Source organism: Actinomadura sp. NPDC048955 (assembly GCF_040649435.1).
Classification (GTDB): Bacteria; Actinomycetota; Actinomycetes; order Streptosporangiales; family Streptosporangiaceae; genus Spirillospora; species Spirillospora luteofluorescens.
In genome coordinates, this window is sequence record NZ_JBEZJI010000045.1 from 62,022 (window position 1) to 76,415 (window position 14,394).

The following is a 14,394-nucleotide window of genomic DNA, read 5'->3' on the forward strand; positions in this document are numbered from 1 at the left end:
GGGGCGCGATCAGCGCCCGGCGGCCAGCACGGCGGCGATCCGCTCGGCGGCCTCCGGTGCCTGCCGGAGGCCCTCCCGGTAGACGGGCGTCCAGCGCGAGCGGTCTCCGAGGTTCTCCCCGAACGCGTCCAGCGCCCGCGCGTCCGGAAGGATCCGGACGGTCTCGCCGCCGCGCATGTGGGGCATGGGCTCCAGCGCGACGAGCGGCCCGGCCCCCTGCGCCAGCTCCGCCGCCGACCATCCGGCGAACGCGCCGTCCAGGTAGCGGCGCCCGCCGATCGGCACCGGCTCGGCGAAGCCGGGGGCGGCGCTGCTCGCGGCCACCGCGAGCGACAGCGGGACGCCGCTGGAGGAGTCCCACAGCGCCGGTTCGCCCGACTCCGCGTCCACCCCGGTGATCAGGAGCCGGGTGTCCGGCCAGGTGTCGGTGCCGACCAGGTACCGCATGCTCGCGTGGTGGCGCTCCGCGGGCAGCGCGGCCGCGTCGAGGGCCAGCCGTCCGATCCGCCGCCTGGTCTCGTCCGGTTCCAGTCCCGGGACGCCGGCCACTTCGAAGACCCGCGCCATCACCGAGCCGTCCGCCGGCGCCGGGGGGCCGCTGCGCGGCGGCAGCTCCTCCAGGGCCGCCAGGTCCCGGCCGGCGGCGATCGCCGCGCCGGCGATGGCGCCCGCCGAGGTCCCGACGATGAGGCCCGCGCCCGCCGGGTCCAGGCCCGCCGCGCGCAGCCCCGCCGCGAGGCCGAGCAGCCACGCCGTTCCGACCGGCCCGCCGGGGCCGAGGGCCAGCGCCCACCCGCTCTTGTCGTCCGTCATGCCGGTGAGCCTAGGAGCGCCGCCTGCGGGCGCGCATCCGTCAGGTGACCGGCCGGCAGGGCACGGACACGCCGACGCCGACCAAGACTCTTGACATCAAGATATGCGCGGGGCATGATGTCTCTTGATGTCGAGACAAACCGCGGCCGTGTGGGACCCCGCGCAGTACGGGGTCTTCGGCGACGAGCGCGCCAGGCCCTTCACCGAACTCGCCGCGCGGCTCGGCGGCGCCGCGCCCGCCCGCGTCGCCGACCTCGGCTGCGGGAGCGGCGAGCTCACCGCCACCCTCGCCGCCCGCTGGCCGGACGCCGTCATCGACGCCTTCGACAGCTCGCCGGAGATGATCGCGGCGGCCCGCGCGCACGAGATCCCGGGACGGCTCGCCTTCCGCGTCGCCGACGTCGCCGCCTGGGAGCCCGAGCGGCCCCTCGACCTCGTGATCTCCAACGCCGTCCTGCACTGGATCCCCGAGCACCCGGAGCTGCTGCCCCGCTGGGCCGGCGCCCTCGCCCCGGGCGGCCGCCTCGCCTTCCAGGTCCCCGGCAACTTCGGCGCGCCCAGCCACGTCCTGCTCCGCGAGATGGGCCGCTCCGAACGGTGGCGCGGCAGGCTCGCCCACCTGCAGCACGACGCCCCCGTCCTCGACCCGGCCGGATACGTCGACCTCCTGGCCCGCCTCGGATGCGCCGTCGACGCCTGGGAGACCACCTACGCGCAGGTCCTGCACGGCGAGGACCCCGTCCTCGAATGGGTCAAGGGCAGCGCGCTGCGTCCCGTCCTCACCGCCCTGCCGCCCGCCGAGGCCGACGAGTTCCTCGCCGAGTACGCGGAGCGGCTCAGGCGCGCCTACCCCGCGGCCCCCTACGGCACCGTCTTCCCGTTCCGGAGGATCTTCGTGATCGCCACCACCCCCTAGACGGGATGCCGCCCGCCCGCCCGGGGAAGCGACTCGTTCCCCTGCGGTGTGCCGACTCCGGCGGATGGGCGGCGTCCGCGAAACCCGGCTCGCGACCCGAGCCGGCGACCCCTGCCGGCGGCCTCCCGGACGAACTCCGGGCGGCCGCCGGTGTCAGGTCCGGAGGCAACCATGATCACTGGCGTGCACCACGTCCAGCTCGCCGCCCCGCCCGGCAGCGAGGACCGGCTCCGCGCCTTCTACGGCGGCGTCCTCGGCCTCACCGAGGTCCCCAAGCCGCCCGCGCTCGCGCGGCGCGGCGGGGCCTGGTTCCGCGGCCCGGGCGTCGAACTCCACCTCGGCATCGAGCCGGGCTTCCGGCCGGCCCGCAAGGCCCACCCGGGCCTGCTCGTCGACGACCTCGACGCCCTCGCGGAGCGCCTGCGCGCCGCCGGCCACGAGGTCACGCCGGACGAGCTGTTCCCCGGCCACCGCCGCTTCTACGCCGACGACCCCGTGGGGAACCGGCTGGAGTTCCTGCGGCCCTCAGGCTGACGGGTCGACGATCTCCCCGAAGTCGCGCCGCCCCCGGCGGTGGGCCTTCTCCGCCTTCGCCGCCGCCTTCTCCTCGGCGCGCCCGGCCTTGGCGGCGGCCTTCTCCGCGCGCTTCTCCTGCCGCTCCATCTCCCTGCGGCGGCGGCGCGGGTCCAGCGACGGCCTCGGCTCCAGCCCGGACAGGCCGTTCCACGCCAGGTTCACGATGTGCGCGGCCACGTCCTCCCGGTGCGGTTTGCGGACGTCCAGCCACCACTGGCCCGTCAGCGCCACCATGCCGACCAGGCTCTGCGCGTACAGCGGCGCGAACTTGTCGTCGTACCCGTGCCGGTCGAACTCCTGCGCCAGGATGTGCTCCACCTCGCCGGCGATCTCGCTCAGCAGGCTGGCGTAGCTGCCCGTGCCCGTCCCGCCGTGGGAGTCGCGGACGAGGATGCGGAACCCGTCGGGGTGCTCCTCGATGTACTCCAGCAGCGCCAGCGCCGCCCTCTCCAGCTTGCTCCGGTAGTGGACCACCGAGTTCAGAGAGTCGGTGACGAGGCCCAGCAGCCGCTCGAACTCCCGGTCGACGACGACCGCGTAGAGCCCCTCCTTGCCGCCGAAGTGCTCGTACACCACCGGCTTGGACACCCCGGCCGCCGAGGCGATCTCCTCCACCGAGGTGCCGTCCAGCCCGCGCTCGGCGAACAGCGTCCGGCCGATCTCGAGGAGCTGCTCGCGGCGTTCCTTGCCCGTCATCCGCTTTCTGCGGGTCCTGGGAGCGGGATCTGTCACGGGATCAATTGTGGCGGTCAAACCGCCTGCTTCGTGCGTTTGGCGGCGAGCCGGTCGGCGTTCGGCCACCGGACGTCATGGGCCAGGCGCATCTTCTCGAACGCCCAGATGATGCGCGCGCTGATGTCGACCTGCCCCTTCAGCACGCCGTGCCGCGCGCAGGTCGGGTCGGAGTGGTGCAGGTTGTGCCACGACTCGCCGAGCGAGGGGATCGCCAGCCACCACACGTTGCGCGACCTGTCCCGGACCTCGAACTCCTCCTTGCCGAAGGTGTGGCAGATCGAGTTGATGGACCACGTCACGTGGTGCACCAGCGTGATCCGGACGAACCCGGCCCAGAACAGCGCCGTGAGGAAGCCCGTCCACGACATGGTGACCAGGCCGCCGATCACGGCCGGGAGCAGGAACGACGCCGCGACCAGGCCGGGGAAGGCCAGGTGGATGCGCCGGATGTCGCGGTCGTTCAGCAGGTCCTTGGCGAACCGCTGCTTGGAGGTCCGGTTGGCGTCGAACAGCCAGCCGTAATGCGCCCAGGCCAGCCCCTTCGCCAGGGCCTTCCAGTCGTCGCCGAACCGCCACGGCGAGTGCGGGTCGAACTCCTTGTCCGAGTGCTTGTGGTGCCGGCGGTGGTCGGCGACCCACGTGATGACCGGGCCCTCGATGGCCAGGCTCCCGGCCAGCGCCATGAAGATCTTCAGGCCGCGGGTGGCCTTGAACGAGCCGTGGGTGAAGTACCGGTGGTAGCCGATCGTGATGCCGCCCGCGGACAGCAGGTAGAAGACCGCCGTGAGCGCGACGTCCGTCCAGCCGAGGAACCGCCCCCAGGCCAGCGGGACGGCGGCGAACAGTGCCAGGAAGGGCAGCGCGGTGAACGTGGCGATCAGCACCCGTTCTCCGTTGCCGCGCTGCTGGGGCGCGAGTTCGGGACGCCGCTGCGGGCGAGGTGGATCCATGGCCGGAGCTGTCGTCATGCGTCATCACTTCTTCCCGTGACTCGAGGCAGTCTTACCTACGCCAACGTAACCTACGAGTCCGTAAGTTGTGCAGAGCCGAACGGTAAATTAAGGGGGAAACTGCCTCTTTGGCCACATAACTCTCGTGCGCAACAGGGGTCGGCGGGTCGCTCGCGGCAGGGCGGCGCGACCTGCGCGTTCGCGCCGTCCGGTCGGGTCCTGGCCGACCGGCACGCTGTTGACTTGCTCGGTGCCGCACGTTCTAAACCGATCCGGACAAAACGACCATAGTGCGCCCGGGAGGGTGCGAACGGGTGGATGGCCTAACGAGGTGGGCTCTCCAGGGCGTGTGTCGGTATCGTGGGGGCCGGTCGGTTCGCGGCTCTGTCCGGATCCGTCTGCTTTGATCCGGCGTGGTGTAATTGGCAGCACAAGGGTTTTTGGTGCCCTTAGACAAGGTTCGAGTCCTTGCGCCGGAGCTGTCGGAGATGCCCGACCGGGGGGTCCGGGGTGGGCGATGGGGTGACAGGAGCGGGGTGGGCGGTATCCTGCCCGTGTCGGGTTCGCCCCGGCCTGCCGTGTCGTGATGTCGCAGGTGGGCGGGCCCGCGACCGATCCCCGTCCGCGATGCCGAGGAGCCTCCTTGTGAGTGCCGCGAGCCGCCCGGCCGCCGTCATCGTCCTCGCCGCGGGCGAGGGCACCCGGATGAAGTCCCGTACCTCGAAGGTGCTGCACGAGCTGTGCGGGCGCAGCATGCTCGGCCACGTGCTGGCCGCCGCCCGCGAGCTGGAGCCCGAGCGGCTCGTCGTGGTCGTCGGGCACCGGCGCGAGCAGGTCGTCGAGCATCTCGCCGAGCACGCCCCCGACGCCGAGGCCGCCGTGCAGGAGCGGCAGGGCGGAACGGGCCACGCCGTGCGGATGGCGCTGGAGCAGACCGGCGCCCTGGCCGGGACGGTCGTCGTGACGAACGGCGACCACCCGCTGCTGCGGGGCGAGACGCTGCGGGCGCTGGTCCAGGCGCACGAGGACGAGGGCAACGCCGTCACCGTGCTGACGACCGAGATGCCGGACGCGACCGGTTACGGGCGCATGATCCGGGCGGCCGACGGCAGCGCCGAGGCGATCGTCGAGCACAAGGACGCCACCGGAGAACAGCGCGCCATCAACGAGATCAACGTCGGGATGTACGCGTTCGACGGCGCGCTCCTGGCGGACGCGCTGAAGCGGGTGACGACCGACAACGCGGGCGGCGAGGAGTACCTCACCGACGTGGTCGCGATCCTGCGCGGCGACGGCCACCGGGCGGGCGCCCACCTGGCCGCCGACTGGGTCGAGACCCAGGGCGTCAACGACAAGGTCCAGCTCTCGCAGGCGCGCAGGCAGCTGAACGACCGGATCCTCGAAGCGCACATGCGGGCCGGGGTCACCGTCATCGACCCGGCGTCCACGTGGATCGACGTGCACGTCACCGCCGAACCGGACGCGGAGATCCACCCGGGGACGCAGCTGCACGGCGGGACGCACCTGGGCGAGGGCGCCCGGGTCGGCCCCGGCTGCACGCTGACCGACACGACGGTCGGCGCCGGCGCCTCGGTGACCAACGCGGTGTGCGTCGGGGCGTGGATCGGGCCGGAGGCCTCGGTCGGGCCCTACGCCTACCTGCGGCCCGGCACCAGGCTCGCGCCCAGGGCCAAGGTCGGGACGTACGTCGAGACCAAGAACGCCGACATCGGCGAGGGCACCAAGGTGCCGCATCTGACCTACGTCGGCGACGCCGAGATCGGCGCCGGCTCGAACATCGGCGCGAGCTCGGTGTTCGTCAACTACGACGGTGTGGACAAGCACCGCAGCGTCATCGGGTCGCACGTGAAGGTCGGCAGCGACAACATGATCGTGGCGCCGGTGACGATCGGGGACGGCGCCTACACGGCGGCCGGCTCGGTGATCATCCAGGACGTCCCGCCGGGGGCGATGGCGGTGGCGCGAGGGCGGCAGCGCAACGTCGAGGGCTGGGTCGAGCGGAAGCGGCCGGGGACGCCGGCGGCCGAGGCGGCCCGGCGGGCCAGGACCGGTGAGGAGGGCGCGCCCTAGCGCGCCCGAAGAGGACTGCCCCGCCTCAGGGCGGGGAGGTGGAGGACGACGGCGTCTTCCGGAACAACACAGAGCCGCCCGACCGGAGAGCGGCTCGATGACAAGACGACCCGTGCGCCGGCTCTTTGGCGCGCGGGAGGTGGGGACAACAACCCACATGTAGGGCACAGTTCCAATGAGGGGGAGTTGTCAGAGGTGAGTGGGATAAAGACGAGCGGCCAGAAGAAGCTGATGCTCTTCACCGGCCGAGCCCACCCTGACCTGGCCAGGGAAGTAGCCGACAACCTCCAGGTCGAGCTGACGCCGACGTCCGCCTACGACTTCGCCAACGGCGAGACGTTCGTGCGGTTCCTGGAGTCGGTCCGCGGCTCCGACGCCTTCGTGGTCCAGAGTCACACGGCTCCCATCAATCAGTGGATCATGGAGCAGCTGATCATGGTGGACGCGCTCAAGCGCGCGTCGGCCAAGCGGATCACGGTGGTGGCGCCGTTCTTCGGCTACGCCAGGCAGGACAAGAAGCACCGCGGCCGCGAGCCCATCTCGGCCCGGCTGATGGCCGACCTGTTCAAGACGGCGGGCGCCGACCGGCTGATCACCGTCGACCTGCACACCGCGCAGATCCAGGGCTTCTTCGACGGCCCGGTGGATCATCTGTTCGCGCTGGACCTGCTGGCGCGGCACTTCGAGAGCCGGCTGGACACCTCCCAGGTCACCGTGGTCGCGCCGGACGCGGGCCGGGTGCGGGTCACCGAGCGGTGGAGCGACCGGCTGGGCGGCGTCCCGATGGCGATCATCCACAAGAAGCGCGACCCGGACGTGGCCAACGAGGTCAAGGTGTTCGACGTGGTCGGCGAGGTCGCCGGCCGCACCTGCGTCGTGGTGGACGACATGATCGACACCGGCGGGACGATCGTGAAGGCGGCGGACGCGCTGTTCGACCAGGGCGCGACCAAGGTCGTCGTCGCGGCGACGCACGGCGTCCTGTCGGGTCCGGCGGTGGACCGGCTGAAGAACTCCCGGATCTCCGAGGTGGTGCTCACCAACACGCTGCCGATCCCGGAGGAGAAGCAGTTCGACAAGCTCACGGTGCTGTCGATCGCGCCGCTGGTCGCGCGCGCGATCAACGAGGTGTTCTCCGACGGCTCGGTCACGAGCCTGTTCGGCGGCCACAGCTGAACCCTCGCCCCGGGCACGGCACGGCGCCCGCCGGCGGCCGCGGAGGAGACCGCGGAGGAGACCGCGGCGGGGGCCGTGGCGCCGGCAGGGCCTTGGCGTTGGGCGTTGCGGTCTTGGGCTAGACTTGTGCAACCGCGTATGCCCCAGGACGTTCAAGTGCGGTGCCCGCACAGGGGCCGCACTCCCCGGGGAACGCAAACGAATCTTTGAGCGCGCCCGCCCTTCGACGGCGCGCCAGGAACGCAACGCATCGTCCGTAGCGGACGTCCGACGACGGACGGCCGTGGAAGCAACAACGAGGAGTTTTCGCCGTGTCCGAGGTACGCATTGCCGCCGAGCCGCGCACCGAGTTCGGTAAGGGTGCCGCGCGGCGCACCCGCCGGGCCGGCAAGGTGCCCGCCGTCCTCTACGGTCACGGCACCGACCCGCAGCACATCGCGCTGCCGGGCCACGACCTGATGCTGGCCCTGAAGACGCCGAACGTGCTGCTGACCATCGAGGGCCTCTCCGGCGGCGCCGAGCTGGCGCTGCCGAAGGACGTCCAGCGCGACCCGGTCAAGGGCTTCCTGGAGCACGTCGACCTGCTGCTGGTGAAGCGCGGCGAGAAGGTCGTCGTGGACCTGCCGGTCAACCTGGTCGGCGACGTGGTCGCGGGCGGCGTCGTCCAGCAGGAGCTGGTCCAGGTGTCGGTCGAGGCGGAGGCGACGAAGATCCCCGAGGCCGTGGACCTGTCCATCGAGGGCCTGGAGGTCGGCACGCAGGTGCTGGCCGGCGACCTGAAGCTGCCGTCGGGCGTCACCCTGCAGGTCGACGGGGACGCCCTCGTCCTGCAGATCGCCGACGCGACCGTGTCGGCGGGCGAGACCGTGACCGAGGCGGAGGCCGAGGCGGCCGAGGCGGCCGCGGCCGAGGCCGAGGCCCCCGAGGGCGAGGGCGAGACCGCCTCCGAGTGACGGCGGTGCCGCCGGGCCGGGCCGCCCGGCGCGCGGCCGAGCCGGACGGCCGGTCACAAGGAACGTCCACGGCCCCCGCGGGTGCGCGCACCGGCGGGGGCCGTGCTCGCGTGTGAGGAGTGCGGGTGGACGCGGATCTCTGGCTCGTGGTGGGGCTGGGCAACCCCGGGCCGTCCTATGCGAAGAACCGGCACAACGCGGGGTTCATGGTGCTGGACGTGCTCGGGGCGCGCGCGGGGGGCAGGTTCAAGTCGCACCGGGCGCGGGCCGACGTGCTGGAGGGCCGTCTCGCGGGAACGCGGGTGGTGCTGGCCAAGCCGCGCACCTTCATGAACGAGTCGGGCGGCCCGGTGAAGGGGCTGCGCGACTTCTACAAGGTGCCGGTGGAGCGGGTGGTCGTTGTCCACGACGAGCTCGACATCCCGTTCGGCGCGGTACGGCTGAAGCAGGGCGGTGGTGACAACGGCCACAACGGGCTGCGGTCCGTCACCAGGTCGCTGGGCGCGAAGGAGTATCCGCGCGTGCGGTTCGGCGTGGGGCGGCCCCCGGGGCGGATGGACGCGGCGGCGTTCGTGCTGAAGGACTTCTCCGCGACAGAGCGCAAGGAACTCGACCTGGAGGTCGACCGGGCGGCGGACGCGGTCGAGGCACTGCTGACCGACGGGCTGGCCGCGGCGCAGAACGCCTTCCACGCCGGCTGACCGGATCCGCCGCAGGAAAGGCGGCGGGGACCGTTCGAAGCGTCTGGTGAAGGAGGGCCGAATCGAGTGTGACCTGCTTTTTCGGCTCTTCGATCGGGTCACCGCCGTATCACCGACGGTGTCGGACGGCGGTGCCGTCCGAAAAGGTTTTCACGCGGGGTGACCGAACACATTCGGTCGGGTGACCGGATCCGGCCTCAGGGCCGGTGAGCAGCCGCGATCAAGGCGGTGTGACGCCTTTTTCGTGTGCGCCCGGGGCGGTTCGGGCGCGTTGTCCAAGTGATGGCCGCGTTCCGTCCGTGACCATGGCAAAGGGAACGTAAGATGCAGGCCGATCGAGGTTCAGGTTCCATGTGAACCTCGGGCGACGTTCAGCCGTCTTCGGTGTGAATCGCGCTGACGGGGCGCGCGTTACACAGGATTGGTGAGTGATTTATGGCCGTCGTTGACAAGGTTCAGGCCGAGTCATCGATTCGCCATGAGCACGAGCGCGCGGCGTCGCAGAACTGGAGCCGGACCTACCGGCGGATCGCGCGGGCCCTCGACTTCGCCAGCATGCTGATGGCCGGAGTGATCGCCTTCGTGCTCAGGTTCCCGGGCGTCCCCAACGAACTGGACGCGCCGTACGTGGCGCTGACCGTGGTGCTCCCCGTGGTCTGGCTCCCGACGCTGCTGCTGTGCCGCGCGTACCAGCCCCGCTACGTGGGCGTCGGGTACGAGGAGTTCCACCGGGTGCTGCGCGCCGGGTTCATCCTGACCGCGGTGGTCGCCATCCTGGCCTACGCCACCAAGACCGACGTCGCGCGCGGCTACGTGGTGATGGCGCTGCCCCTCGGGACGTTCCTGGCGCTGCTGGCGCGCTACCGGCTGCGCAAGTGGCTGCACCGGAAGCGCTGGCACGGCGAGTACATGCGCAGGGTCGTCGCGGTCGGGCACCGGACGTCGGTGTCCGACCTGATCCGGCTGCTGCAGAAGAAGCGGTATCACGGGATGGACATCGTGGCCGTGTGCCTGCCGCCGGTGCTCGCCTCGGGCGAGGACGCGGTCGCCGAGGTGGAGGGCGTCCCGGTGCTGGGCGACTTCGGCCAGGCTGCGGCGGTCGCCGACCGGATCGGTGCCGACTCGGTGGCCGTGCTGGCGTGCCCGGAGATGGACGGGGTGGCGCTGCGCCGGCTGGCGTGGCAGATCGAGCGCAACGACGTCGAGCTGGTCGTGGCGCCCGCGCTGATGGACGTGACCGGCCCGCGGATCTCGATCCGCCCGGTGTCGGGCCTGCCGCTGCTGCACGTGGAGCACCCGGAGCTGGACGGCGGCCGCAAGGTCCTCAAGGGCCTGGTCGACCGGGTCGTGGCGCTCGGCGGGATCGTGGCGCTGAGCCCGCTGCTGCTGCTGATCGCCGTCCTGATCAAGATGTCCGGGGACGGCCCGGTGCTGTTCCGGCAGACGCGCGTCGGGCGCGGGGGCCGGGAGTTCACGGTGCTGAAGTTCCGCACGATGGTCGCCGACGCCGAGGCGCGCCGGATGGAGCTGCTGGCCGCCAACGACAACGACGGGGTGCTGTTCAAGATCCGGCAGGACCCGCGGGTGACGCGGGTGGGCCGCCGGCTGCGCCGGTACTCGCTGGACGAGCTGCCGCAGCTGTTCAACGTGCTGCGCGGCGAGATGTCGCTCGTGGGCCCGCGCCCGCCGCTGCCCGACGAGGTCGCCCAGTACGGCGGCGACGTCTACCGCCGCCTGGTGGTCAAGCCGGGCCTGACCGGGCTCTGGCAGGTGAGCGGCCGCTCGGACCTGTCGTGGGAGGAGTCGGTCCGGCTCGACCTGCGGTACGTCGACAACTGGACCCTCGTCCTGGACCTGCAGATCATGTGGAAGACCTGGTCGGCCGTCTTCCGCGGCTCCGGCGCGTACTGAGCGGGCCGCCGCCGCGGCGTGCGGTGCGCGGCGGCCGACCCCCCGGCGAGAACACGACAGGGCGCTGCCCGCGTGGCGGCGCGGGCGGAACACTGGCGTGCGGGCCGCTGGGCGGGACCTCGTCCCGAGGCGGATGCGGCGGGCATGAGAAAGTAGACCGAGCAGACCAGTCGAGTCGGGAATGTGATCTCAGATGACCGAGGCAGGGGCGGCGGACGATCATTCGCTCGCGGCCGAGCTCGCCGGGACGGCGGGCCGGCTGCTGCTGGGCGTGCGGGACGAGATGGGCTTCGCCGACGCGAGGGCCCTGAAGGACACCGGCGACCTGCGAGCGCACGAGTACCTGATGGCGGCGCTGGCGGAGCGCTGTCCCGGTGACGCCGTCCTGTCCGAGGAGGGGCGGTCCTCGGTCGCCGGGAAACGGTCCCGGGGCGACGACCGCGCCCCCACCCGCAACACCGCCGACGCGGAGCGGCTCACGGCCTCCCGCGTGTGGATCGTCGACCCCTTGGACGGCACCCGCGAGTTCTCCGAGGAGGGCCGCCGCGACTGGGCCGTGCACGTGGCGCTGTGGGAACGGGACGCGTCCGGCAACGGCCGCCTGGCGGCCGGCGCCGTCGCGCTGCCGGCGCAGGGCCTGACGCTCCGCACGGACGCGGTGGGCGGCGCCTCGCTCGTCCGTACCGACCTCGCCGACCCCGACCCCGTCACGGCCGGGCCCGCCGGGACGCCGCCGCCCCGCGAGGTGCCGCTGCACGTCCCGGCGCCGGACGCGGAGAAGCTGCGCATCGCCGTGAGCCGCACGCGGCCGCCGGAGTTCGTCCGGGCGCTGGCGGAGGCGATCGAGCCGGAGGTGGAGCTGGTGCCGATCGGGTCGGCGGGCGCGAAGATCTCCGCGGTGCTGCTCGGCGAGGTGGACGCCTACGTGCACGCGGGCGGCCAGTTCGAGTGGGACTCGGCGGCCCCGGCGGCCGTCGCGCTCGGCGCCGGGGCGCACGCGTCCCGGGTCGACGGGGCGCCGCTGCGCTACAACCGTGAGGACCCCCGGCTCCCGGATATCCTGGTGTGCCATCCCATGTCGGCGTCAACGCTGCTGACCGGCATCCGGGAAGTAAGCGGCGCGCTGCCGTGACCGGTCCGCCCCCAGGGCGGGACCGCACCGGCGCGGGCCGGCGTTTCGACCCGGTGGGAAGGCATGTGCCCGTCTCCGTGCCACCGGTTGCATCTGCCAGAACAGCGTGGAAAGAGCCCCAGACCATGCAGCGTTGCGATTATCTGCTGTCCCAGCTAGACGTCCTCGAAGCCGAGTCGATCCATATCTTCCGGGAGGTGGCGGCCGAGTTCGAGCGGCCGGTGCTGCTGTTCTCCGGCGGCAAGGACAGCATCGTCATGCTGCGCCTGGCGCAGAAGGCGTTCTGGCCCGCCCCGATCCCCTTCCCGGTCATGCACGTCGACACCGGCCACAACTTCCCGGAGGTGATCGAGTTCCGGGACCGCCGGGTCGGCGAGCTCGGCGTCCGGCTGATCGTGGCGTCGGTGCAGGACGCGATCGACAGCGGCCGGGTGGTGGAGCAGAAGGGCCGCCGCGCGTCCCGGAACCGGCTCCAGATCACCCCGCTTCTGGACGCCATCGAGGAGCACCAGTTCGACGCGGCGTTCGGCGGCGCGCGCCGGGACGAGGAGAAGGCCCGCGCGAAGGAGCGGGTGGTCTCCTTCCGGGACGAGTTCGGGCAGTGGGACCCCAAGAACCAGCGCCCGGAGCTGTGGAACCTGTTCAACACCAAGATCGTGCAGGGTGAGCACGTCCGGGTGTTCCCGCTGTCGAACTGGACCGAGCTCGACATCTGGGACTACGTGCGGCGCGAGGAGCTCGAACTCCCGCCGATCTACTTCGCGCACAGCCGGCAGGTGTTCGAGCGCGACGGACTGCTCCTGGACGCCGAGACGGGCTTCGCGAACCGCGGCGACGACGAGCCCGAGTTCGCGGCGACCGTCCGGTACCGGACGGTCGGCGACGCGTCCTGCACGGGCGCGGTGAAGTCGAACGCGGTGACGCTCGACGAGGTGATCGAGGAGATCGCGGCGACGCGGATCACCGAGCGCGGCCAGACCCGCGCCGACGACCGCACCAGCGAGGCCGCGATGGAGGACCGCAAGAAGGAGGGCTACTTCTGATGGCCAGCGCGAACGACGGGCTCGCCGGGGGCCGTCCGGCCGGGGACCGGCCGGCCAAGGCGATGGACCTCCTGCGGTTCGCCACCGCCGGCAGCGTCGACGACGGCAAGTCCACGCTGATCGGCCGGCTGCTGTTCGACTCCAAGTCGATCTTCGAGGACCAGCTGGAGTCGGTCGAGAAGACCAGCGCCGACCGCGGCGAGGAGTACACGAACCTGGCACTGCTGACCGACGGCCTGCGGGCCGAGCGGGAGCAGGGCATCACCATCGACGTGGCGTACCGGTACTTCGCGACGCCGCGCCGCAAGTTCATCATCGCCGACACCCCGGGGCACATCCAGTACACCCGGAACATGGTGACGGGCGCCTCCACCGCCGACCTGGCGATCATCCTCGTGGACGCCCGGAAGGGCATCCTGGAGCAGTCGCGCCGGCACGCGTTCCTCACCACGCTCCTCCAGGTCCCGCACCTGGTCGTGGCGATCAACAAGATGGACCTGGTCGACTACGACCGCGGCGTGTACGAGCGGATCGTGGACGAGTTCACGTCCTTCGCCTCCAAGCTGGAGGTCACGGACCTGACGTTCATCCCGATCTCGGCGCTGCACGGCGACAACGTCGTCGAGCGCAGCGTGAACATGCCGTGGTACGAGGGCTCGTCGCTGCTGCACCATCTGGAGCACGTGCACATCGCCTCCGACCGCAACCTGATCGACGTGCGGTTCCCGGTGCAGTACGTCGTCCGGCCGCACGCGTCCACGGACCCCGACCTGCACGACTACCGCGGCTACGCGGGCCAGGTGGCGGGCGGCGTGCTGAAGCCGGGCGACGAGGTGGTGCACCTGCCGTCCGGGCTGACCACGACGATCACCCACATCGACGGGCCGGGCGGGCCGGTCGGGGAGGCGTTCGCGCCGATGTCGGTGACCCTGCGCCTCGCCGACGACATCGACATCTCCCGCGGCGACATGATCGCCCGTCCGAACAACCGGCCCGAGGTCGCGCAGGACATCGACGCGATGGTCTGCTGGATGACCCCGGACCGCGCCCTCACCCCGCGCACGAAGCTGGTCATCAAGCACACGACCCGCACCGCGAAGGCGATGGTGAAGCAGCTGCACTACCGGCTGGACGTCAACACCCTGCACCGCGACGACCAGGCCGACTCCCTCGGCCTGAACGAGATCGGCCGCATCTCGCTGCGGGTGACGCAGCCGCTGTTCGTCGACGACTACGGCCGCAACCGCCTCACCGGCGGCTTCATCCTGATCGACGAGGCCACCAACAACACCGTCGCCGCCGGTGGCGTTCGCGGCGGGATTCGCCAGCATCCGCGCCTTCAATGACACCGTCCGCGAAGTGTTCGCGCTCACCCCGTCCGCCCTGCGCGACCGCGT

Annotated in this window: 13 protein-coding genes and 1 tRNA gene; 11 read left to right on the forward strand and 3 right to left on the reverse strand. The window is 71.8% G+C overall.

Annotation, left to right across the window (positions count from 1 at the left end; translation table 11 throughout):
• Positions 1–9 precede the first annotated feature (9 nt).
• The gene (locus AB0C84_RS32520) at positions 10–813 is read right to left on the reverse strand and encodes a patatin-like phospholipase family protein (protein ID WP_361073979.1); all 804 of its coding nucleotides are present in this window, start codon (positions 811–813) and stop codon (positions 10–12) included.
• Between the two features lie 127 nt (positions 814–940).
• On the opposite strand from AB0C84_RS32520, the gene AB0C84_RS32525 reads away from it, so the two are divergent.
• Positions 941–1,729, forward strand: a complete 789-nt coding sequence (locus tag AB0C84_RS32525; protein ID WP_361073981.1) for a trans-aconitate 2-methyltransferase — start codon at positions 941–943, stop codon at positions 1,727–1,729.
• 171 nt (positions 1,730–1,900) lie between these two features.
• Complete coding sequence (locus AB0C84_RS32530) at positions 1,901–2,263, forward strand: VOC family protein (protein ID WP_361073983.1); 363 nt, start codon at positions 1,901–1,903, stop codon at positions 2,261–2,263.
• Here AB0C84_RS32530 and AB0C84_RS32535 read toward each other — a convergent pair.
• Together AB0C84_RS32535 and AB0C84_RS32540 are read right to left on the reverse strand one after the other, a co-directional pair.
• On the reverse strand, positions 2,255–3,037 hold the full coding sequence (locus tag AB0C84_RS32535; RefSeq protein WP_258941084.1) for a TetR/AcrR family transcriptional regulator: 783 nt from the start codon (positions 3,035–3,037) through the stop codon (positions 2,255–2,257). The genes AB0C84_RS32530 and AB0C84_RS32535 overlap by 9 nt on opposite strands.
• A gap of 17 nt (positions 3,038–3,054) precedes the next feature.
• Entirely contained in the window at positions 3,055–4,008 is a 954-nt protein-coding gene (locus AB0C84_RS32540; protein ID WP_361073985.1) for a fatty acid desaturase, read from the reverse strand.
• A gap of 389 nt (positions 4,009–4,397) precedes the next feature.
• On the opposite strand from AB0C84_RS32540, the gene AB0C84_RS32545 reads away from it, so the two are divergent.
• The 9 genes from AB0C84_RS32545 to AB0C84_RS32585 all read left to right on the forward strand — a co-directional run bounded on the left by AB0C84_RS32545 (position 4,398) and on the right by AB0C84_RS32585 (position 14,343).
• Positions 4,398–4,469 (forward strand) — tRNA-Gln (locus AB0C84_RS32545).
• 166 nt (positions 4,470–4,635) lie between these two features.
• Positions 4,636–6,081: a bifunctional UDP-N-acetylglucosamine diphosphorylase/glucosamine-1-phosphate N-acetyltransferase GlmU gene (gene glmU / locus AB0C84_RS32550; protein ID WP_361073987.1), complete on the forward strand. Its 1,446-nt coding sequence runs from the start codon at positions 4,636–4,638 to the stop codon at positions 6,079–6,081.
• 195 nt (positions 6,082–6,276) lie between these two features.
• Positions 6,277–7,257 carry a ribose-phosphate diphosphokinase gene (locus AB0C84_RS32555; protein WP_141578287.1) on the forward strand — a complete coding sequence of 327 codons (981 nt, stop codon included), beginning with the start codon at positions 6,277–6,279 and terminating at the stop codon, positions 7,255–7,257.
• Between the two features lie 311 nt (positions 7,258–7,568).
• On the forward strand, positions 7,569–8,210 hold the full coding sequence (locus AB0C84_RS32560; protein ID WP_361073989.1) for a 50S ribosomal protein L25/general stress protein Ctc: 642 nt from the start codon (positions 7,569–7,571) through the stop codon (positions 8,208–8,210).
• Positions 8,211–8,335: 125 nt separating this feature from the next.
• Complete coding sequence (gene pth / locus AB0C84_RS32565; RefSeq protein WP_361073991.1) at positions 8,336–8,911, forward strand: aminoacyl-tRNA hydrolase; 576 nt, start codon at positions 8,336–8,338, stop codon at positions 8,909–8,911.
• A gap of 435 nt (positions 8,912–9,346) precedes the next feature.
• Positions 9,347–10,822 (forward strand): sugar transferase, encoded by a 1,476-nt coding sequence (locus AB0C84_RS32570; protein WP_361073994.1) that lies wholly within the window; start codon positions 9,347–9,349, stop codon positions 10,820–10,822.
• 193 nt (positions 10,823–11,015) lie between these two features.
• Positions 11,016–11,954: a 3'(2'),5'-bisphosphate nucleotidase CysQ gene (locus AB0C84_RS32575; protein WP_361073996.1), complete on the forward strand. Its 939-nt coding sequence runs from the start codon at positions 11,016–11,018 to the stop codon at positions 11,952–11,954.
• 125 nt (positions 11,955–12,079) lie between these two features.
• Positions 12,080–12,997 (forward strand): sulfate adenylyltransferase subunit CysD, encoded by a 918-nt coding sequence (gene cysD, locus AB0C84_RS32580; protein ID WP_258941089.1) that lies wholly within the window; start codon positions 12,080–12,082, stop codon positions 12,995–12,997.
• 62 nt (positions 12,998–13,059) lie between these two features.
• Positions 13,060–14,343: a GTP-binding protein gene (locus tag AB0C84_RS32585; RefSeq protein ID WP_361074005.1), complete on the forward strand. Its 1,284-nt coding sequence runs from the start codon at positions 13,060–13,062 to the stop codon at positions 14,341–14,343.
• Positions 14,344–14,394 lie beyond the last annotated feature (51 nt).

What these genes read in the sequence shown, in the direction of transcription:
- AB0C84_RS32575 (WP_361073996.1), top strand. Translation starts at nt 11,016, where the DNA reads ATGACCGAGGCAGGGGCGGCGGACGATCATTCGCTCGCGGCCGAGCTC.
- AB0C84_RS32585 (WP_361074005.1), top strand. Translation starts at nt 13,060, where the DNA reads ATGGACCTCCTGCGGTTCGCCACCGCCGGCAGCGTCGACGACGGCAAG.
- AB0C84_RS32540 (WP_361073985.1), bottom strand. Translation starts at nt 4,008, where the DNA reads ATGACGACAGCTCCGGCCATGGATCCACCTCGCCCGCAGCGGCGTCCC.
- AB0C84_RS32520 (WP_361073979.1), bottom strand. Translation starts at nt 813, where the DNA reads ATGACGGACGACAAGAGCGGGTGGGCGCTGGCCCTCGGCCCCGGCGGG.
- cysD (WP_258941089.1), top strand. Translation starts at nt 12,080, where the DNA reads ATGCAGCGTTGCGATTATCTGCTGTCCCAGCTAGACGTCCTCGAAGCC.
- AB0C84_RS32570 (WP_361073994.1), top strand. Translation starts at nt 9,347, where the DNA reads ATGGCCGTCGTTGACAAGGTTCAGGCCGAGTCATCGATTCGCCATGAG.
- AB0C84_RS32525 (WP_361073981.1), top strand. Translation starts at nt 941, where the DNA reads ATGTCGAGACAAACCGCGGCCGTGTGGGACCCCGCGCAGTACGGGGTC.
- AB0C84_RS32530 (WP_361073983.1), top strand. Translation starts at nt 1,901, where the DNA reads ATGATCACTGGCGTGCACCACGTCCAGCTCGCCGCCCCGCCCGGCAGC.